16 protein-coding genes are annotated in these 21558 nt (G+C 51.0%); 1 reads left to right on the forward strand and 15 read right to left on the reverse strand.

What is annotated here, in order from left to right:
• Positions 1 to 118: 118 nt before the first annotated feature.
• The 5 genes from RJP21_RS29545 to RJP21_RS29565 form a co-directional block, all read right to left on the reverse strand.
• Complete coding sequence (locus tag RJP21_RS29545; RefSeq protein ID WP_310862380.1) at positions 119 to 2017, reverse strand: ABC transporter ATP-binding protein; 1899 nt, start codon at positions 2015 to 2017, stop codon at positions 119 to 121.
• Positions 2004 to 5213, reverse strand: coding sequence for a lantibiotic dehydratase (locus RJP21_RS29550; protein WP_310862381.1), 3210 nt, complete (start codon positions 5211 to 5213; stop codon positions 2004 to 2006). The genes RJP21_RS29545 and RJP21_RS29550 overlap by 14 nt, the downstream gene beginning before the upstream one ends.
• On the reverse strand, positions 5164 to 5871 hold the full coding sequence (locus tag RJP21_RS29555; RefSeq protein WP_310862382.1) for a winged helix-turn-helix domain-containing protein: 708 nt from the start codon (positions 5869 to 5871) through the stop codon (positions 5164 to 5166). The genes RJP21_RS29550 and RJP21_RS29555 overlap by 50 nt, the downstream gene beginning before the upstream one ends.
• A gap of 38 nt (positions 5872 to 5909) precedes the next feature.
• Positions 5910 to 7166 carry a lanthionine synthetase C family protein gene (locus RJP21_RS29560; protein WP_310862383.1) on the reverse strand — a complete coding sequence of 419 codons (1257 nt, stop codon included), beginning with the start codon at positions 7164 to 7166 and terminating at the stop codon, positions 5910 to 5912.
• Between the two features lie 102 nt (positions 7167 to 7268).
• The gene (locus tag RJP21_RS29565; protein WP_310862384.1) at positions 7269 to 7421 is read right to left on the reverse strand and encodes an FDLD family class I lanthipeptide; all 153 of its coding nucleotides are present in this window, start codon (positions 7419 to 7421) and stop codon (positions 7269 to 7271) included.
• Between the two features lie 196 nt (positions 7422 to 7617).
• Here RJP21_RS29565 and RJP21_RS29570 point away from each other — a divergent pair, with 196 nt between their 5' ends.
• Positions 7618 to 8991 carry a lanthionine synthetase C family protein gene (locus tag RJP21_RS29570; RefSeq protein ID WP_310862385.1) on the forward strand — a complete coding sequence of 458 codons (1374 nt, stop codon included), beginning with the start codon at positions 7618 to 7620 and terminating at the stop codon, positions 8989 to 8991.
• A 234-nt stretch (positions 8992 to 9225) separates the two neighbouring features.
• Here the strand turns inward: RJP21_RS29570 and purD are convergent, their stop codons facing one another.
• The 10 genes from purD to purB form a co-directional block, all read right to left on the reverse strand.
• On the reverse strand, positions 9226 to 10500 hold the full coding sequence (gene purD / locus RJP21_RS29575; RefSeq protein WP_310862386.1) for a phosphoribosylamine--glycine ligase: 1275 nt from the start codon (positions 10498 to 10500) through the stop codon (positions 9226 to 9228).
• Between the two features lie 274 nt (positions 10501 to 10774).
• Entirely contained in the window at positions 10775 to 12322 is a 1548-nt protein-coding gene (gene purH / locus RJP21_RS29580) for a bifunctional phosphoribosylaminoimidazolecarboxamide formyltransferase/IMP cyclohydrolase (protein WP_310862387.1), read from the reverse strand.
• A gap of 237 nt (positions 12323 to 12559) precedes the next feature.
• Positions 12560 to 13177, reverse strand: a complete 618-nt coding sequence (purN, locus tag RJP21_RS29585; RefSeq protein WP_310862388.1) for a phosphoribosylglycinamide formyltransferase — start codon at positions 13175 to 13177, stop codon at positions 12560 to 12562.
• The gene (purM, locus tag RJP21_RS29590; RefSeq protein WP_310862389.1) at positions 13177 to 14217 is read right to left on the reverse strand and encodes a phosphoribosylformylglycinamidine cyclo-ligase; all 1041 of its coding nucleotides are present in this window, start codon (positions 14215 to 14217) and stop codon (positions 13177 to 13179) included. The genes purN and purM overlap by 1 nt, the downstream gene beginning before the upstream one ends.
• Before the next feature lie 163 nt (positions 14218 to 14380).
• On the reverse strand, positions 14381 to 15862 hold the full coding sequence (gene purF, locus RJP21_RS29595) for an amidophosphoribosyltransferase (protein ID WP_310862390.1): 1482 nt from the start codon (positions 15860 to 15862) through the stop codon (positions 14381 to 14383).
• Positions 15847 to 18090 (reverse strand): phosphoribosylformylglycinamidine synthase subunit PurL, encoded by a 2244-nt coding sequence (gene purL, locus RJP21_RS29600; RefSeq protein WP_310862391.1) that lies wholly within the window; start codon positions 18088 to 18090, stop codon positions 15847 to 15849. The genes purF and purL overlap by 16 nt, the downstream gene beginning before the upstream one ends.
• Complete coding sequence (gene purQ / locus RJP21_RS29605; protein WP_160045048.1) at positions 18068 to 18754, reverse strand: phosphoribosylformylglycinamidine synthase subunit PurQ; 687 nt, start codon at positions 18752 to 18754, stop codon at positions 18068 to 18070. The genes purL and purQ overlap by 23 nt, the downstream gene beginning before the upstream one ends.
• Before the next feature lie 5 nt (positions 18755 to 18759).
• Positions 18760 to 19005 carry a phosphoribosylformylglycinamidine synthase subunit PurS gene (purS, locus tag RJP21_RS29610; RefSeq protein WP_160045049.1) on the reverse strand — a complete coding sequence of 82 codons (246 nt, stop codon included), beginning with the start codon at positions 19003 to 19005 and terminating at the stop codon, positions 18760 to 18762.
• Between the two features lie 84 nt (positions 19006 to 19089).
• On the reverse strand, positions 19090 to 19977 hold the full coding sequence (locus RJP21_RS29615) for a phosphoribosylaminoimidazolesuccinocarboxamide synthase (RefSeq protein WP_310862392.1): 888 nt from the start codon (positions 19975 to 19977) through the stop codon (positions 19090 to 19092).
• Between the two features lie 283 nt (positions 19978 to 20260).
• Positions 20261 to 21556: an adenylosuccinate lyase gene (purB, locus tag RJP21_RS29620; protein WP_310862393.1), complete on the reverse strand. Its 1296-nt coding sequence runs from the start codon at positions 21554 to 21556 to the stop codon at positions 20261 to 20263.
• Between the last annotated feature and the right edge of the window lie 2 nt (positions 21557 to 21558).

Genomic DNA, 21558 nt, shown 5'->3' on the forward strand with positions numbered 1-21558 from the left:
TATAACAAATAAGGGAGAAAGAAGCACTCAGCCATTTCTTCATCATCTATGGGAATATAAAAAAAGCGCCCACGTTTGGATCAACAACCAGCATGAGCGCTTAGGATTGGAGCATGCACTATTCAGCCGAAGTGCTAACGAGTGGCGACCAATAAGCGTTTTTCTCCGTAGACCCGGAATCGTCAGTTGAACGATAAGAGGAGGCTTGGATTTCAAACATTTCAGAATAGGTGCCGTTTAACCTCATCAAGCTTTCATGCGTGCCTTCTTCAATAATTCGGCCGTTCTCCAATAAAATAATTTTGTCCGCCGTTCTGGCCGTGGAAAGTCTGTGGGATATGAATACTCCAATTTTATCGCAGGTCAGCTGCTCGAATTTTCCGAATACTTCCCGCTCGGAATGAGGGTCCAAATAAGAACTCGGCTCATCTAAAATATAGATATCCGCATTCCGCATAAAAGCTCTCGCAATGGCAACACGCTGCCACTGCCCGCCCGACAATTGCTGGCCATCCTCAAACCATTTTCCCAGAACCGTATTCAATTTATTCGGCAGGCGTTGAACCAATTCGGTAATTCCGGATTGCTCAACGGCGTTCCATACAAGCTGATCATTCTCCTTATCCTTTACATCCCCAAATCCGACATTGTCCCTTACCGTCATTTCATATTGTACGAAATCCTGGAAAACCACTCCCATTTTTTCACGGAAGCTTTCTTTATTCAAATCGCGTATAGATTTCCCGTTAATCAAGATATCCCCTTCAAAATCCGAATATAATAACGTAATCAGCTTTACAATGGTAGATTTGCCGGACCCGTTTTTGCCTACGATGGCTAGTTTCTCATTTTTATTCAAGGTAAAGCTTACATTCGAAAGTGCGTTTCTCTCCGTATTCGGATATTTAAAGGACACGTTGCGAAATTCCAGGCTCTGGATATCGGATATTTTTTGGCCCGATCCCTGTACCTCTTCCTCCTCGGGCAAATCCAAAAAATCAAACAGCTGTTTGACATACAAATTGTTTTGACACAAACTCAGGATTCCTTGAACGACGCTTTGCGAGGTGGATTGGGTCAGCGTAATGGCTTGAATGAAACTGATCAGATTCCCCAGCAAAATTTGTCCCATGTACGCACTATAAACAGCCAGAAAAACGACGAAACCGCAGGCCCCCTGATTGATAATTTGAAATACCAAAGATGTATAAGATCTGCGGGCAGCCAAAAATTTATCCTCTTTAAAAAACTCCTTCAATATCGCCATATATCTTCCGCGCAGATAATGCCCTAATTGAAAAATTTTGATTTCTTTAAAGCTGTTGTCCCGGGTCACCAGAAATGACAGGTACCAAGATTCCCGCTGCTTTGCCGCCCTCCTGTAATAAGTATTAAATTCCCTTTGTCCGATTCGTAAGAAGGAGTAAAATGACAAACACGGAATCAGGAAAATGACAAAAATGACCCACCACTTCCAGGCAACAAGAATGGCACAGGCCGAGAACAGGGTTACGACACTGCTTATAATCGCAAGGATTTGCACAAAGATCTCAAAAGGCCGGTAATTTGCTTCCGCTTGCGCGCGTTGCAGCTTATTTTGAACGTCGGCGTCTTCAAAAGACTGCAACGTCATTTGATGCGCCTTTTCAATGATCTTTAAGTTCACCCTGTTGGACAGGAGGCTTTGAAACATTTTTCGAAAGTACCCGTCAACGATGTTGAACAAGTCCGATATAACGTTCAGTACAATCAAAAATCCAAAAGCAAGCAGGACAGGTCTAAAATCACCTTTGGACACGCCTCCGACGACATGGTTAATCAATTCCCTTGTAGCAATAAGGACAACGGCAGGCAGGACGCCTTTAAGCAAACTGACGAACAAGATCCCCATCAAATAAGGGGCGTGCGTTTCCCATAACAGTTTAAATATGCGGGGCCAAAATAGAAATGTCCGAAATATATTTTTGGAGGAAAACGACACGTAATCATCCTTCATGCTTGTATCAGGAGATAACATTTAGAGCTCCTTTCGCGTGATAAAAATGGGCCGCGGAAAATTTGGCCAAAGCCATGCATTTGATTTCGAGTTCCCGATTAATGCCGAGCAAGCGATTGATATGCATGTGCACCAAACTGGCCAGAATATCATTTGAATCATTGGCCAGTCCCGTTTGCTTGTTCGCGTCATGAATCATTTTGGAATACGACTGGATCAGCGTTTGTCTTTCGTATAATGCATGCAGTAGGGAATTTGGAGCATCCGCCTGGAACAACAGCCCGGCTTCTTTGGCCTCCATAGCTTGAATGATGTCGTTTTTTAATTCCCTATATGCCTTCATATGCTCCTTGCCGTCAACTTTGCGTTCCAGCCAATTCATCTGTTCTTCCAGGTTCAGTCCGAAACTGGAGAGAATATCCAAAATGTTCATGACCGCCGCCGCTTCCTCGGCAAGTTGGATTTGTTTTCTCCGGACTTCTCCCAGGTATAGACTTACGAATTTACTGTCGGCGGCAAAAACCGACTCTGCCATTTCCATCAATGTAATCCCGCCATATCTTTCGAATTCAGGGACATAAGTGTCGATCGTCATTCGAGTCAGCAATCCGTCATGACGCAGCTTATTACACCATTGGTTCAGGTATCGAATCCCCGTAGACCATAACTCATGCGGATTGCCGTAGAATCTTAACCTAATATGATTTTCGTCGTCTTTATAGCGAATAAAATAAAACTTCTCTGCCCACTGCCTGATCTCGGGCCGGTCCCATAAATCCGCCAAATGTAAGCCTATAAGATCATTTTCCCTCTCATAAATTCCGTACAATTTTATATAAAGCCATTCCTCACCGGGTAGAATCCCCCTGGAGACGAATGGAGAACCACCGGCTGCCTCATGTTTTAGATTTCCTTTCCTGGCGAGGTCAGGAGAAGGTTTTGGATCGATTTTGCTTTTGAGCAGGGGGAAAACAAATTCGCCGATATATTTTCCGTTATCCGAGGTTAGAGGCGTGGAACCCGGGTGATCTATGCACTCCGTTAGAAGCAGCTCTTGGCCGTCCCGCAGCTTCGCTATTTCACGCCGCAATTCATCTATGCATAACGGATTGTTTAAATCCAAGAGCAGCCTGTTATCGCCCATTGTCAAATAGACATACCGCGGAACCTTCCATCTGTCCTTCCACAGGTTGAACGTGTTGTCCCACTCTTCCCTTGAATCAGTGCTGCCAAGAGTCAGCTTGGAAAGCCTCCACTGTGCGGAGCTAATGATGATATTTTGGTAACGGAGCCGCGGCAAAAAGGGGGATTGCTCTAACGGTCCCCAGTTAAAATAAGACCACGTTCCCATCAATTTTCTGGATATATCGCTAAGAAACCTAAATATATAGGGTGAGATCCTGTGGTTAAACATATGCGTTTGCAACGGAATAACCTCTTTTCCCAGCCTTTTGGATTTAATATAAAATCGATCATATGTAGCCCCGACAAGCAAGTCATCGATATGAAGGGTATGCTGCTGATCCTTAGAGGAGGTGGTGCCCGATACGATTTCGTACGCCAACCCGTTTTTTCCGAGCATAATGTTCGAGACCCTGCCGCTGGAAGGCATAAAAACCAGTTCCGCCAGGACGGCGTCCGGATGAAACTGTTGATGGTGGGCATAAATTTGTTTGAATTTTTCAATCAACGTTGAATCAAACATATCCATAAAACGCCCCATCGTTTTTCCGGCTCCGCTCGACCCTGCGCTTGCCCCCAATACCAACATGTAATCCCCCTGATCGACATGCCGGGCGGAATCGGCCAATAACGTATAATAAATCTCCATCGATTCGGGAGCTTCATTCGGATCCGTAACTACCGTCAGTTGCCGAACATATTCCTCTGTCAGCTGAATTTCAACAGAGCCCTGACGCACAGCCTCTGAAACCAATTGGAATAAAGCAGCGTTGCGTCCGTATAAGTTCTGCTGACCTTCAGGGCTAAACTCCGGCTGGTATGCTTTTGGAACTCCAAGCCCCCAATCAGGATCAAACAGCTCTTGGATCGAAATTTCCTGATATACGCCGTATTTTTCGAGAAAGCGATTTAAATACTCTTCTAACCCCGCTCCTTCAGGAACAAATAATTTGCACATCAGCTCGGCTCCGAGCGCAACATCATCAGCAACGGATCGGGACAGCATAACATGTTTATCCAATGTAACATCAACCTGAACCAAATGATCCGTTGTCACAACTTCATTCATCTTTTCGGTAAGTTGGTGGAATAAAGGCTCGCCTTCTCCAATAAGACATCGCTCGTAAAGATGAAACAGGTTGCTGATATCACTTAATACCGTCATCCATTTTTCAGCCCCGTCCGTTCCGGCAAGAACACCCTTGATGTGCTCCAATGGCGATACATCCATGAACGGAGGCCGAAGCTCGCTGATCATAAACTCCTGCTCCAACAACTGCGACAAAAAATGATGAACGATGTCCTCGGTTGCTTCCGGAAAAGCCTTCAAAATCACTTGCTTTAGCTTCTTCACTTCTATCGGCTCTTCCGCGGCTTTCAGCGCAAATTCAACGACTTCCGAAAACCCGATCGAGTTGATCCCTTCAGGTGAAGTCTCGAGTTTTAATATCCCGTATTGAGGGCGAACAGGCAGCTTCACCCGATTCCCTTTAAGCATGGATGTTTTGTTACGAGATACCTTTAATCCATCAACAATGACAGGATCCGACTCCAGCCGTTTGATCAAATGAAAAATCCATTCCATATCCGGCCTTGCCCTTTTCCTGTTATCCGCCACGGAACCGGCATCCAAGTCGCTGCGGTCTCCGAAATACCCTTGGGCTACCCTTGAAAACAATCCATACGGGGTGGTTCGGGTCGACATTCGAATAAAATAGCGGAGAAAACTGACAAGTGTCTTCTCGTATTTTTGTAAGGCTTTCCGGTCAGATTCACATGCCGTCGTATGCAAACAATTTAAAAAAGACCTCAGCGAAGGAGACGCAACCGCTATAGCTTCTTGAACGATGGAGTTCATTGCTTCCTCTTTTAAGCGCTCTTCCGTCTCTTGGGCCGGTTTCGCTTGAAAGGAAGGCTGCGACAGAACTTGCAAATAGGCGTTGAGAGGAAGTAAAGGGATCCTGACGATAAAAAAATCACACGGCTTATACCATCTCTTCGATTTCAACGGATTTATACTGGTATGCATCTTCATAACCGGCCTCCTCCAAATGGTTGTTTACGACGTTTAATCGATATCCTAGTCCGTGGCAAGTTACTAGTATTTTCGGATTGCTGGGGTCAGCCTCGATCTTCTCGCGCAGCTTTCGAATATGAACATATACCGTATTGGATGAAGTGAAGGTATCGACACCCCAAACCTTATTGATGATGTGATCAATATTGGAGACCCAATCGCCGGACTCCAAAAAATATTCCAGCAACCTGTATTCCATCAGCGTAAGCATTTGCCCCTCTCCGTGCTTCCAAATCATTTTGACATTGGGGTCATACATCGTATCCGGCGATAAATAAACACACTCCCTCTCCCTCCTTGCCTTCTTGTCCTTGCATTGGGAGGAAAGGGATAGAAGTTGATTCAGAATATCGAGCTCCAGCTGGTTGTTATCGCCCGGAGTAAGAAATATGAATGGAATGCTGTTTTTTTCTCTGAGCCTGCACCAGATGGATAATTCCTTCAGCGTAAGAGTCTTCTGACAAACGATGATGCCTATACATCGATGGTCAATGGCTAATTCTATTTGGTGAAATGAGTCATAAAACAAAATTTGGATATGGCTGGATTCATTCATGAGGTTAAAAAACACTTGGTTGGGACTATCGGGCGCAACAAAAATGATTGTTTTTTTCATATGAACCCCCTATTCAAATAGTCCTGCTTTGCTCCATGTCATGAAACAAGAAATACTTCCTTCCATTTCCCCAAATATTTCGGATCATCCCACCTCCCATAGTCAAGTAAACTTAAAGCAATGCCGACGGCCCCTTGAAGCAGGCCTGGATTGTCAATGCTGACGGCGTCCTCCAAGTCTTGATAACCGAAGGGAAGAGATTCATCAAACATCCGGATCAGCTTACCAGCCACCCGATCGGAAAACAGGGCGGCCTCTTCATTGCCGGATAGGTTATAAACGAAGTTCGACAAATGCAGTAAACCTGCAAGGCCATGACAAAACGAAGGAGTCATCGCGTTCAGTTCATCGTCGCCGACCCTAAAAACAGACCTTGCAGCTTCATCGGCTAGCGCTTTCCACGGTTCCCTGCCGCAAATGATGCCCGCTCTCATTAACGTAACGGATATCCCTAACGTGCCGTGACACCATCCTTCAATCTCCCTCGTTTCCTCCCTTTCTTCTTTACTCCACTGCTGATTTCGCCCGGGAGAAACAGGCCAATACAACCCGAATCGGTCTCTGCGAATTTGCTGGGCCAAATAATCGGCCATACGATCAATTGCAATATGTAAACCTTCCACTTCAAAACCTTTGTGAAGAGCCGTAACCAATAGTGCAAGAGTCCCCGCAAGACCATGAGCCATGCCCAGTCGGATCGTGTCCGGCGCGCTGGAGCGAATACCGTCCATGAATGAATGCGCTTCCTTAACCAACATGGCAAAAAAGGGCTCGGCAATCTCACATATGCCCTCATCTTGATAGCTTTCCAGTATATATCTTCCTGCGCCGCTTAAACCATTGATAATCTCCAGCGCATCCAAACCCGAAGCTTCCAACGTATGGTTTGTGAAATGGCTTGCAATAACATAATTAAGATTGGCGCGTGCCTGTGAATAATTGCTTCGCTGATCAGATGCTATTAATAATCCATAGGATAACCCTGTTACTCCCGAAAAAAGCGTAAGGTCAGAAGTCCTGAGCGCCATGTTTTCGAATAAAGACAGTACATGATGGTGAATCCGTTCTTTCCATCCGTTCTCCGGTTCAAGCTGGTCCCACTCCGCAAAAAGCAGCCATATTCCGGGTATGCCGTCGGCCAATGAAGCCGGATTCCAAGGGGCTTGGCCTCTGGAAGGAGACAAGTTGGCAGATTTCATAACAGCGTTTTCTATAAATGGCAGATGAACGACTCTTTGCGCTATACATCTGCTTATGATGACGGATTGTTCTTTTAAATCATTGGACAATCCCATTCTCTTAGTCTCCTTTTATTTAATAAAATGTGAGAAAAAGACACGGTTTGAACAAACCGTGTCTTCTGACCGTATATCTTTGGTTGCATGTCTGCATTACCTTTAGCAAGTTCTGCAGAAAGACAAGCTGATTTTACAGTTGAGTGTTCCAGTCAAACAAGATGGAGTACAGATTAAGCCGCTGGCAGGTTGTACGTCTTTCGGAGCAACCTCGTTTTTAGCTACTTGCAAGTCCAGATCAAACTGGGTTTTCATAGCATTTCACCTCCTTTATATTTACAATTCGATTATATTATTCCATTTATTAAATAGTCTTTATTTGCAACTTAATTATTTCTTAAATAAAGAATATCTATTAAAAAATTATTAATTAACATTTAATTGCGTTTTAAGGACAGAAGAAAAATGTTCTACCATAATTAGATAGAGCAGTTAAAGGAGGATAAACCTCATGAAAAATGATATATCCATTGTCAAAGAGCATCATTCCGAGCGCTTGCCTAGAAAAGCAAAGGAGATCAGCAAAGAAATTGCTGTACGACTACGAGACCCCAAATCCGTATTTGAAGCCGTTCACTCCAAAGGCAATGTCATCACGGATTCCGAACTTTTCCCTTGGGGGGACATTTCGTTATCTCATGGTTATCCGGGAAATATTCATCTTTTATCTTTATGGCGTGAAATGGACGACACGTTCGATTGGCAAGAAGCTATTCATTCGAATCTGCTTGAAATCCAATCTTATCTTGCCAAGTATGGAACGCGCGATATTTCATTATTTAGCGGGTGGACCGGTATTGCCTCTTCGGTGTTGGCCGCATCAAATCATGGCGAATTTTATAATCAATTTTTGAATCAGATCCATCAATGGATGGCGCCTTTGATTGAAGAACGGCTTCAAACCAGCACGGAGCTAATGAAACAAAAAAACGGGGTTCCGGTCGAAATGTTCGACACCATATCGGGTGCTGCCGGTTTAGGCAGATATCTGCTGAAGAATCCATCTGATCCCAATTTATCCCCTTTAATCGAACCGACGATTAACTTCCTTATCGATCTGACAAAGCCGATCCGTTTGGATGGCAAAACGGTTCCGGGCTGGTTTACGCCCAGCAAACTCCACCTCATGGAAAGAGACAGACAACGGTTTCCAACGGGCAGCCTTAACTGTGGAATGGCGCATGGCATACCTGGCCCTCTCGCTTTATTATCCACCGCTTATAATAGCGGAATCGAACTACCTGGGCAGTATGGAGCCATTGAATGTATTGCTGAGTGGCTGCTCGATGTACAGGGGGAAGACGAATACGGGACCTATTGGCCCCACATGATTCCTTTCGAATACTATAAAAATGACTCGAAGCATAACTTACAGCGTCAAAGAGAAGCTTGGTGCTACGGTACACCCGGGGTCGCATGCGCATTATATACGGCTTCGAAGAGCTTAAACAACATAGAATTAAAGCAGCATGCTCTTCGCTCCTTCATCCAATCCGTTAAATACGAATGCGAACAAAATAATATAAATTCCCCTTCCATATGCCACGGTCTGTCCGGATTGCTTCTAATGTGTTGGCGCATGTGGAATAACAGCAAGGAACCGGCACTCGAACCTTTGATCCATCAATTAAGCGCCGAATTGCTGCAGCGTTTCGATCCAAGCCATCCACTCGGCTTCACGGATGCCGAGCCGGCTGCGGATGATACGATACGATGGCTAACCAAGGCAGGCCTTCTTGAAGGAGCCGCCGGGATTGGTGCGACGCTCTTCGGCATAGCGGAACAGCAAACGAACGACTGGGATTACTTGCTCATGCTGTCTTAAACAAATTAAGCAACATTGTATATTAAGTAAGAAAAAGTAATATATTGAATTATATCTATGAAAAGTAAATTCCAGATAAACAACGGATAAATACAAGATAAATTAACACTTTGGAATTTACGCTTATTCGTGTAGAAGACAATAACATTGGTGCAGCACAAAAAAGGAGCCTTCGATGACGAAGACTCCTTTTTTTGATCTCATATATTCTCTTAAAAATGAGTTGTTAATTCTTTATACCAACGCTTTTGCGGCAATGTCGGTGCGGTTCTGCTTGCCCTCAAACGTAATCCGCTCCGCCTTTTCATATGCTTTTTGGCGAGCTTCGGCAATATCGGCGCCCAGTCCGACAACGCCGAGCACCCGCCCGCCGCTCGTAACGTATTGTCCTTGCCCGTTCAAAGCCGTGCCGGCATGGAACACGACCGCATCTTCTTCGTCCGCGGACGGTTCAAGACCGTCAATCGGCAGCCCTTTCGGATAAGAAGCCGGGTAACCTTCGGAAGCGAGGATGACGCAGACGGCGGCGCGGTCGCTCCATTCGATGTCGACATCGGCCAATGTGCCGTTTACGGCCGCGAGGAAGATGTCGAGGAGATCGCTTTTCAGCCGCGGCAGCACCACCTGCGTTTCCGGATCGCCAAAACGGGCGTTGAACTCGACCGTCGTCGGCGTTCCGTCCGGCTGGATCATCAGCCCCGCAAACAGCACGCCGCGGAACGGGCGGCCTTCGGCCACCAAGGCTTTGGCGGTCGGTTTGATGATCGTTTCGATCGCTTTCTCCACGATGGCCGGATCGATATGCGGCAGCGGCGAATAGGTGCCCATCCCGCCCGTATTCGGCCCGCGGTCGCCGTCGAAAATCGGCTTATGGTCCTGAGCCGCCGGCATTGGACGTACCGTCTCCCCGTCGACGAAGGACAAAATCGACATCTCCTGGCCCTCGAGGAACTGCTCGATGACGACCTGTGCGCCCGACTCGCCGAACACTTTGGCGACCATGATGTCGTGCAGCGCCTGCTGCGCCTCCTCCATCGTGCGGGCGACGGTTACGCCTTTGCCTGCCGCAAGCCCGTCCGCTTTGATGACGATCGGCGCCTGCTGCGTATTCAAATAAGCCAAAGCGGCTTCATGGTTGTCGAATTTTTCGTAAGCTGCGGTCGGGATGCCGTATTTATGGAGCAAGTCTTTCATGAACGTTTTGCTGCCTTCGATTTCCGCCGCGTTTTTGCGCGGTCCGAACACCGGAATGTTTTTCGCTTCGAACGCATCGACGATGCCGTCCGCGAGCGGATCATCCGGTCCGACAACGACCAGGCCTATATTTTTGTCGTTTGCAAAAGCGGTCAGCTTGTCGAATTCATGTACGGCAATCGGCACGCACTCCGCGATTTGCCCGATGCCGGCATTTCCCGGCGCGCAGTATATCGTCCCCGCTTTGGGGCTTTTCCGCAGCGCCCAGACGATTGCATGCTCGCGTCCGCCGCCGCCAATGACCAAAATATCCATGTTCCGCCTCCCGTAAATTATCCAAAAATATTATTCAGGCTCCGCCCGCTTTCGCTTTCAAACGCAGCAGGCGGAGCCCGATCTGAAGTTTCATATGTCGTTACTGATATGCCGAGTCCGGCTTTTATAGTATAAGTTGACCAATGACGGTACGGGAATGAAGGCAGCCGGGTGAAATGTTCTTACGATCGCTGTTGCTCAGCAAGAATCGATTCCGTCCCCTTCGCTACTTTTCTATTGTTTACCGTAACATTGGCCGTTCGCCCAATTATGATTAATGTTTAAAATGTCTAACGCCCGTAAACACCATGGCGATGCCGTACTCGTTTGCGACTTTGATCGACTCTTCGTCCTTGATGGATCCACCCGGCTGAATGACCGCCGTGATGCCGGCCTTCGCTGCCAGTTCCAACGTGTCGCCCATCGGGAAAAACGCATCCGAGGCCAACACTGCGCCTTTTGCTTTTTCTCCGGCTTGCTCAATGGCGATTTTCGCCGCACCGACGCGGTTCATCTGTCCGGCGCCAACGCCTACGGTCATGTTGTCCGCAGCGAGCACGATCGCATTGGATTTGACGTGCTTCACGACTTTCCATCCGAACAGCAGCTGCTTGAGTTCTTCCGGCGTCGGCTGGCGGTCGGTCACAACCTTGAGGTCAGCCTCATCCAGCGCGTGAACGTCGCTTTCCTGCACCACCATGCCGCCGTCGATGGACGTGACGACAAAGCTGCTTTTGCGTTCTCTGGAGGAACCGAATTCGCCCATTTGGAGCAGACGGATGTTTTTCTTTTTCGTCAAAATGTCGAGCGCTTCCTCGGTGAAGCCCGGCGCAAGGATGATTTCGAGGAAAATTTCGCTCAGCAGCTTCGCGGTATCGCTGTCGATGATCCGGTTCGCAGCGACGATGCCGCCGAAAATGGAGGTCGGGTCCGCGCTGTACGCTTTTTCATAAGCCTCAAAAATGCTTTCGCCCACGCCTACGCCGCAAGGGTTCATATGCTTCACGGCGACGACCGCCGGCTCGTCGAATTCTTTCACGATTTGCAGCGCCGCATTGGCGTCATTGATGTTGTTGTAAGACAATTCCTTGCCGTGAAGCTGCTCGGCTGTCGTTAGCGTGCCGGAAGGAGCCAGCGGTTTGCGGTAAAAGGCCGCTTTTTGATGCGGATTTTCCCCGTAGCGGAGATCCTGGATTTTTTCGTAGGTCACGGTAAAACGCTCCGGAAGCGGCTCGCCGGTCACGTTCGACAAATAATCGGCGATCAGGGCGTCGTATGCGCCGGTATGGCGGAAGACTTTGGCTGCAAGCTGTTTGCGCGTGTCCAGGGTCGTATCCCCTTGCTCGCGGATTTGCTCGATCACGGTGCCGTAATCGCCCGAATCAACGACGACCGTCACGAACGCATGGTTTTTGGCAGCCGAACGGAGCATGGTCGGTCCGCCGATATCGATGTTTTCGATGGCGTCTTCATACGTCACATCCGGTTTGGCGATCGTTTCCTGGAACGGATACAAATTGACGACGACGAGGTCGATGTAACCCAGCCCCAAATCCTTCATCTGCTGTTGATGCTCCGCGCTGTCGCGAATAGCCAGCAGGCCGCTGTGAACCGCGGGATGAAGCGTCTTGACGCGACCGTCCAAAATTTCGGGAAATCCCGTCACGTCGGAAATGCCGATGACCGGCACGCCTTCTTTCGCCAACAGGCTTTTTGTTCCTCCCGTCGAAATGATTTCCACGCCAAGTGCAGACAGCTCGCGGCAAAAATCTACGATGCCCTTTTTATCCGAAACGCTTACCAGCGCTCTTTTAATACCCACAATATGCTCCTCCTTTGTCGTAGAGAATGGTGGAGTCCCTTCCATCACGGCTTCGCAAGCCGATTCTCCATCATCCTCGCGTAATACGCTAACATTCGGGTGATCGTCTTTTATTTCCCGAGAAATATCGAATGGTCTCCGTGTTTCTCTCCCTCAACATGCCCATCATGACAAAACATCGGATTGTTCACATTCCATAGCCGAACTTGTCGTCTTTGTGAAGCGCAATCATCGCCTTTAAAAATTCGAAACCGTAACCTGCCTACCCTCAAGCTTGACCCGTCCTTGGGCAAACCAGGATACGACCTCGGGGTACAGTTCTCTTTCTACCGCATGAACCGCCTCCGCAAAAGACTCGGACGTTTCGCCCGAAGCGATCGGAATCGCCGCCTGAGCGATAATCGGTCCGGTATCCATCCCTTCATCGACAAAATGAACCGTAACCCCGCTCACCTTCACGCCGTATGCCAAAGCCTGTCCGATCGCATCTTTGCCGGGAAAAGCCGGCAGCAGCGACGGATGGATGTTGATGAGGCGCCCGGCGTATTTTTCGACGATGACGGGTGTCAACAACCGCATGTATCCCGCAAGCACGACAAGATCCACGCGATGCTCTTCAAGCTGTTCGACGATTTCACGTTCATAAGCTTCCCGGGAGTCGTAATCCTTCGGTTTGAACAGAAAAGCTGGAATGCCCAGCCGCTCGGCCCGGCCCACGACGGGAGCGGAAGGTTTGTCGCAAACGAGCAGCGCGATCTCCGCCCCGCCCAGCTTGCCTGCATTTGCCGCTTCGGCCAACGCTTGAAAATTGCTGCCTTCGCCCGAGGCAAAGACGGCAATACGGTAAACGCCCATTAAACTTCAGCTCCCGTAAACGTCACGATGGATTCGCCTTCAGTCACCTTGCCGATGAGATAAGCCTCTTCCCCTTGTTCTTTCAAAAAGGCGACCGCTCTCTCTGCGTCTTCAGCCTTGACAACAAGCACAAGGCCGATACCCATATTAAAGGTCGTAAACATATCCCGGCTGGAAATGGAACCTTTACGCTGCATCAGCTCAAAGATCGGCAAAATCGGCCAGGAGCCGTATTCGATGTCGACGTTGACGTCATCCGGCAGCATCCGTGGAATATTTTCGATGAATCCGCCGCCCGTGATGTGCGCCATGCCTTTGACCGGCAGCTGCTCCAGAAGGGCCAACAGCGGTTTGACGTAAATTTTTGTAGGCGCGAGAAGCGCGTCTCCCAAAGTGCCTCCGAGCTCCGGAACCGAATCCTGCAGGCTGTAGCCTTCCTGCTCCAGAAGCAGCTTGCGGACCAGGGAAAAGCCGTTGCTGTGCACGCCGCTGGACGAAAGTCCGATCACCGCGTCTCCAGGGGCGATGTCCGCGCCGTTAATGATTTTGCTTTTGTCGACGACGCCTACGGTAAAGCCGGCAATGTCGTATTCGCCTTCGGCGTACATGCCGGGCATTTCAGCCGTTTCGCCGCCGATCAGCGCACAACCCGCCTGATGGCAGCCCTCGGCGATGCCGGCCACGATGGCTTCGATTTTTTCGGGCACGACTTTGTCGCATGCAAGATAATCCAGGAAAAACAGCGGCTCGGCGCCCTGCACGACGATATCGTTCACGCACATGGCGACAGCGTCGATCCCGATCGTATCATGGCGGTCCATCGCAAAAGCGATTTTCAGCTTCGTGCCGACCCCGTCCGTGCCCGACACGAGCACCGGCTCCTCATATTTATCCTTGTTTAATCCGAACAATGCACCGAAGCCGCCGAGATCGGTCATCACTTCGGGACGGAACGTCCGTTTCACGTGCTTTTTCATGCGTTCTACCGCTTCATTCCCTGCCGCGATATCGACGCCGGCGTTTTTGTAGGCTTCAGACACTTCCCACGACACTTCCCTTCCAATGGATAATATGAATTGATAAATGCAGCTTAAAGTCAGGAATTTGCTTTTTTATGAAAGAATTCCGATTACAGGCTTTAAAGTATACGAGATAAATGTTTTATATATTGAACTTTCGAGCCTCAAGCCCTGCATGATCCGATCAGCAGCCGCAACCGAACTTCTCTTCGCCGTCGAAATCCAGGCGCGTCGGGTAATCGTTATCAAAACACGCCATGCAGAGCCCGCCTTTATAATCCGCCTCGTTATTGCCCGCAATCGCCGTGATCAAGCCTTCCGGGCTTAAAAACGCCAGCGAATCCGCATTGATCTCGCGACAAATTTCTTCGACGGTTCGTGACGAAGCGATCAGCTCGCGCCGGTCCGGCGTGTCGATGCCGTAAAAGCAAGGATTTTTGAACGGCGGAGACGTAATCCGCACATGCACCTCGACGGCGCCCGCTTCGCGGAGCAGGTTGACGATCCGTCTCGAGGTCGTGCCGCGCACGATCGAGTCGTCGATCATGACGACGCGCTGCCCTTCCACTACGCGGCGGACGGCGCTCAGCTTCATCTTCACGCCCTGCTCGCGCAGCTCCTGGCTCGGCTGGATGAACGTCCGGCCGGTGTATTTGTTTTTGATGAGGCCCAGCTCGTAAGGAATACCGGTTTGCTCGGCATAACCGATGGCCGCCGAAATGCTCGAATCCGGAACGCCGGTCACGATGTCCGCATCGACAAACGATTCGAGCGCCATTTGACTGCCCATGCGCTTGCGCGCCGCGTGCTGGTTCGAGCCGTTCATGTCGCTGTCGGGACGGGCAAAATAGATGTATTCCATCGCGCACAGCGCTTTGCGGTGTTTTTTCTCGTCAAAACGTCCCTCATGAGGTCCTTCGCGGTCCAGCACGAGCAGCTCACCCGGCTCGATATCGCGCACGAATTCCGCGCCGATCGTCTCAAACGCGCAAGTCTCGGAAGCAAAAATGTACGCATCGCCGAGTTTGCCCATACTGAGCGGACGCAGCCCGTGAGGATCGGAGGCTACCAGCAGCTTGTCGTTGGTCATGATCAGGAATGCATAACCGCCGACGATGCGGTTAAACGCGTCCTTGGCCGCCTCGACCAAGTCCTTCGAGGAACGGGCGATCAGATGCGCGATCACTTCGGTGTCGCTGGTCGTCTGGAAGATGGAGCCGCTTTCCTCGAGCTCGCGCCGGATTTGCGGCGCATTGACGATGTTGCCGTTCGTCGCCACGGCGAGATCGCCTGCGCGGTATTTGAACACAAGCGGCTGCGCGTTCGCCAGCTTGCTGTCGCCGCTGGTCGAATAACGGACATGGCCGATGGAAATGGAGCCGGTAAGAGACGACAACAGGTCTTTGTCGAAGACCTCCTTCACCAAACCCATCCCGCGGTGAAAATGAAACTCCTCCCCGTCGCTGACGCAAATCCCGGCGCTTTCTTCCCCGCGGTGCTGTAGGGCGTGCAGCCCGTAATAGGAAAGGGATGCGGCATCGGGGTGTCCATACACCCCGAATACGCCGCATTCCTCTTTTAATTTGTCGAACAGGCCTTCTTTGCCCGCTCCTTCGTTATAATAGTCTCCGGTCCACAGCGGCTGAGATGCTATTTCATGAGACATGGGATCGCATCCTCCCAGACTTGGCGCAGTCCTGCCACCGGTTCGTTCAATGCCTGCGCGTCGTTAATCGTCACTACGAGACTTTCGCCGCCGACAGAGCCGATCCGTACCACGGGTACTCCGCGTTCGGTCAAATACGCCTCCAGCTTGTCGGCTAGTTCTTGGCTTGCAGACAGCAGAATGCGGGATTGCGATTCGCTGAAAAGCGCCACATCGCTGCGCAATTCCGTGCTAAGGGATACTTGGGCGCCTACGGAGCCGCTGATGCAGGATTCCGCCAATGCGACCGCGAGGCCGCCTTCGGACAAATCATGCGCGGACTGCACGAGTCCGCCTTGAATGGCGCCGAGCACACCTGCAAGCAGTGTTTTCTCCGTATTCAAATCCAATGCCGGAGGACGTCCTTCCGTCACGCCGTGAACGGCATATTGGAATTCGCTGCCTCCAAGTTCGGCTTTCGTGTCGCCGAGCAGGAAGATGACGTCGCCTTCCTGTTTGAAGCCTTGGGTTGTAATATGGTCCGTATCATGCAGCAGGCCGACCATGCCGACCACCGGCGTCGGGTAAATCGCGCCGCTTGCGTTTTCGTTGTACAAGCTGACGTTGCCGCCGATGACCGGCGTATCCAGCACGCGGCAGGCTTCGGCCATACCGTCGACCGCGCGTTCCATTTGCCAGAAAATGTCCGGCTTTTCCGGGCTGCCGAAGTTCAGGTTGTCCGTAATCGCCAGCGGCTCCGCTCCGGAGCAAACGATGTTGCGCGCTGCTTCGCTGACGGCGATTTTGCCGCCGACTTCCGGATCGAGGTACACGTAACGGCCGTTGCAGTCCGTCGTCATGGCGAGCCCTTTGCGCGTGCCGTCGATCGTGATCACCGCCGCATCCGAACCCGGGCGCACCGCCGTGCTGGTGCGGACCATATAGTCGTATTGGTTGTACACCCACGCCTTGCTCGCTACGGTCGGGGAAGCCAGCACCTTTTTCAAGGCGCCGCCCAAATCTTTGACTTCGTTATAACGCAGCGTATCTACGTTTTCATTTTCTACATAATAAGCAGGCACGCTCGATGGTTTCTCATATACAGGGCATTCGTCGACAAGCGCCTGTACCGGCATGTCGCCGACCAGCTCGCCATGATGGAACAGCTTCAAACGTCCGTCGTCGGTGACTTTGCCGACTTTGGCGCAGATGACGCCCCAACGCTCGAAAATTTCCATCGCCTGCGCTTCGTCCTTCGGTTCAACGACGAAAAGCATCCGTTCCTGCGATTCGGAAAGCATCATTTCGTAAGGCGTCATGCCTTCTTCGCGCTGCGGCACCTGGTCCAGATACAGCTCGAGGCCGTTGCCCGCCTTGCTCGCCATTTCCGCGCTGGAGCAGGTGAGGCCCGCCGCGCCCATATCCTGGATGCCGAGCACGATGCCGGTGTCGATCAGTTCGAGGCAGGCTTCCATCACGAGTTTTTCCATGAACGGATCGCCGACCTGAACGGCCGTTTTCTTGGCTTCCGACTCTTCGCTCAGCTCAACGGAGGCGAATGTCGCGCCGTGAATGCCGTCGCGGCCCGTCGGAGGTCCGACGTAAAATACCGGGTTGCCGACGCCTTTGGCGACGCCGCGCTGGATTTTGTCATGATCGATCAGGCCGACGCACATCGCATTAACGAGCGGATTGCCGTCATAGCTGTTGTCGAACATCACTTCGCCCGCCACGGTCGGAATGCCGATGCAGTTGCCATACCCCGCGATGCCGGAAACGACATGTTCAAACAAGTATTTGACGCGATCGCTCGCCAGTTTGCCGAAACGAAGCGAGTTCAAGAGGGCAACAGGTCTTGCGCCCATCGAGAAAATATCGCGGATAATGCCCCCTACCCCAGTCGCTGCGCCTTGGTAAGGTTCAACCGCCGACGGGTGGTTATGGCTTTCGATTTTGAACACGACGGCTTGGTTGTCGCCGATGTCGACGATGCCCGCGCCTTCGCCCGGTCCCATCAGGACGCGCGGTCCGCTGGTCGGGAAGCGGCGAAGCAGCGGCTTCGAGTTTTTATAGGCGCAATGCTCGGACCACATGACGCTGAAAACGCCGATCTCCGTGTAGTTCGGAAGGCGGCCCATAAACGAGCAAATCAGTTCGTATTCGCTGTCCGATACGCCAAACTGCTGATAAATTTTCTGTTCCGCAATCTGCTGTGCGGTCGGTTCCTTAGCGGACACTTGCTGTGCCATGGGTATCCCTCCAAGCTTTCAGGATTGATGTAAACATGCGTTTTCCGTCCGCCGAGCCGAGCAGGTCCTTGACCGCCCGCTCCGGATGCGGCATCATGCCGACGACGTTGCCTCGTTTGTTCGAAATGCCGGCAATATCGGCCAGGGAGCCGTTCGGATTGTCTTTGTACGTAAACACGATTTGGTTATTTTGCTGAAGCTCTTTCAGCGTCTCTTCGTCGCAATAATAATTGCCTTCGCCATGCGCGATCGGGATGACGATCTCTTCGTTCGGCGCAAAATCGTTCGTAAACGGGTTTTTATTGTTCACGACCTTAAGCACCGTGTCATGGCAGCGGAATTTCAACGAGTTGTTGCGAAGCAGTACGCCGGGCAGCAATCCTGCTTCCGTCAAAATTTGAAATCCGTTGCAGATGCCGAGAATGTATTTGCCCTCTTCCGCGGCTTTCGCCACTTCGTTCATGACCGGCGCAAACCGGGAAATCGCCCCGCAGCGCAGGTAGTCGCCATACGAAAATCCGCCCGGAACCAAAATGCAGTCATATGCGGAAAGATCGGTCGCGGTATGCCACACGTAATCGACAGGCTCTCCAACTTCCTGCACCGCTTTGTAGCAGTCGATGTCGCAGTTGGAGCCAGGAAAAACGAGAACTGCAAATTTCATGGATGTTAGCCCTCCAATTCGTAACGGTAATCCTCAACCACCGTGTTCGCCAAAAGCTTTTCGCACATCTCTTTGACGCGGCGCTCGGCCTCGGCACGGTCATTCGTGTCCAGGCTAAGCTCCATATATTTGCCGATGCGCACACTCTCTACTTCCTGAAAACCCATCGAATGCAGCGCTCCCTGCACCGCAACGCCTTGCGGATCAAGTACGCCCTGCTTAATCGTGACATAGACCGTAGCTTTCAACATATTCCTCTAGTTCCTCCTCAGGTTAGATCGATAGAATGAGCTTATGATAAATACTATATTTTGAAGAAAAATATCTAAGCGGCCTTACGCCCGCTCGGTCAACCGATGATAAATGTCCTGGTACCGGCGGGTGGTTTCCTCTACCACATCCGCAGGAAGCGGATGTGGCTGGCTGTTTTGATCCCACGTCGTTGACGCCAGGTACGTGCGGACAGGCTGCTTGTCCATGCTGTCGATCTCGATGTCCAGCGCATATTTTTCCTTGGCCCAAAACCTGGAGCAATCCGGAGTGAAAATTTCGTCAATGAGGATGACCCGGCCGTCCAAAATACCGAATTCGAACTTGCAATCCGCCAAAATGATGCCGCGCTCCGCGCAGTAATCTCTGGCAAAGCTGTACAGCTTCAGGCTTTTCTCCTGCAGCTCGAGGGCAAGGTCCTCGCCGACCATCTCTTTCATCCGGTCCATCGAAATGTCTTCGTCGTGTCCGACGTCGTTTTTCGCGGCCGGCGTAAAGATCGGCTCCGGAAAAGCTTCGTTTTTCCGCATGCCCTCGGGAAGCTTGATCCCGTTAATCTCGCCCGTCGCTTGATACTGCTTCCATCCGCCTCCGGTGATATAACCCCGGACCACGCATTCGATATCGATGCGCTTCGCTTTGCGGACGACCATGATCCGGTTCTTCAGAAGCGTTTTGTCCTTTGCAATCTCGCCCAGGCGCTCCACATCGGTATGCACTACGTGGTTATCCATCAGCTCCCGGGTTTGGTCGAACCAGAAGGCGCTGAGCCGGTTCAGGACGTTTCCTTTTTCCGGCACGGCGGGCTCGAGCACGTAATCAAACGCGGATATCCGGTCCGTGACAACGATCAGCGTATGTTCCCCCAGATCGTACAGCTCGCGAACCTTGCCTTTGTAAAACAGCGGCGCATCAACAAGTTCCACTGCGGTGGATACGGCCGGTGATGTCATGTGAATCCTCCCCATGTTGTGGATCAACACTGAAATTAGCTTATTGGCGAAGTTGACCGCTGCGGTTACGGATCGTTCTTCCGATCGCTGTTGTTCCCGGATTTCAATGATTCAACCTACATTATTATGGTAGAAATCCGCTCACAAAGCATTTGCTTTCGATGCTAGCTTTCCTACGGAAAGCTTTTAGGCGAGCGCTAACGCTTCTTCAGAACGATTCCGTCCCCTTCGCTACTTTCGCCTCATTAAAATCAAAAGTCCAATGTTGATCCACTTTTTTTCTTTATACCAAACCAAGTCTCTTGAAAATCGTATCCACATGCTTCAAATGCCAGGTAGGGTTAAACGCGTCTTCGATGTCTTCCGCGCTCAGCACGCTCGTAATTTCCGGCGTAGCCTCGATAATCTCGCGGAATTGGCGCTGCTCCTCCCATGCCTGCATTGCGCGCGGCTGCACGGTGTCGTACGCCTGCTCGCGGCTGAAGCCCTTGTCGATCAGCTTGGTCATGACGCGTCCGGAGAACGGCACGCCGAAAGTGCGGCTCATGTTGCGCTTCATGTTTTCCGGGAATACCGTCAAATTTTTCACGATATTGCCGAAGCGGTTCAGCATGTAGTTGATCAGCATCGTTGCATCCGGCAAAATGATGCGCTCCACCGAGGAATGCGAAATATCGCGTTCATGCCACAGCGCCACGTCTTCGTACGCCGTGACCATGTGGCCGCGGATGACGCGGGACAGGCCGGAAATGTTCTCGCAGCCGATCGGATTGCGTTTATGCGGCATGGCCGACGAACCTTTTTGGCCTTTTGCGAAAGCTTCTTCCACCTCGCGAACCTCGCTCTTTTGCAGGGCGCGGATTTCCGTCGCGAATTTGTCCATCGACGTCGCGATCAGCGCTAGCGTTGCCATATATTCGGCGTGGCGGTCGCGCTGCAGCGTTTGCGTCGAAATCGGGGCCGGGCTGATACCCAGCTTGCGGCAGACGAACTCTTCGACAAACGGATCGATGTTCGCGTATGTGCCGACCGCGCCGGAAATTTTGCCGAATTCCACGCCTTTCGCCGCGTGGCGGAAACGCTCGAGGTTCCGCTTCATTTCTTCATGCCACAAAGCCATTTTGAGTCCGAACGTTGTCGGTTCGGCGTGTACGCCGTGCGTGCGCCCCATCATCGGCGTGTCTTTGTAGGCGATCGCTTTGTCCTTCAAAATGTCGATGAAGCGGATCAAATCCTGCTCGATGATCTCGTTTGCCTGCCGCAGCAGGTAGCCGAGCGCCGTATCGACCACGTCGGTCGAGGTCAGGCCGTAATGCACCCATTTGCGCTCCGCCCCAAGGCTTTCGGACACGGTACGCGTAAAAGCGATCACGTCGTGGCGCGTTTCCTGCTCGATTTCGTAGATACGGTCGATATTAAAAGAAGCGTTCTCCCGCAGCAGCTTGGTGTCCTCCTTCGGAATGACGCCGAGCTCCGCCCACGCCTCGCAAGCGCAAAGCTCGACTTCCAGCCAAGCTTTAAACTTGTTTTCCTCGGTCCAAATGGCCCGCATTTCCGGTCTGCTGTAACGTTCGATCATGA

The organism is Paenibacillus sp. VCA1 (genome assembly GCF_031583795.1).
GTDB lineage: Bacteria > Bacillota > Bacilli > Paenibacillales > Paenibacillaceae > Paenibacillus_AQ > Paenibacillus_AQ albilobatus.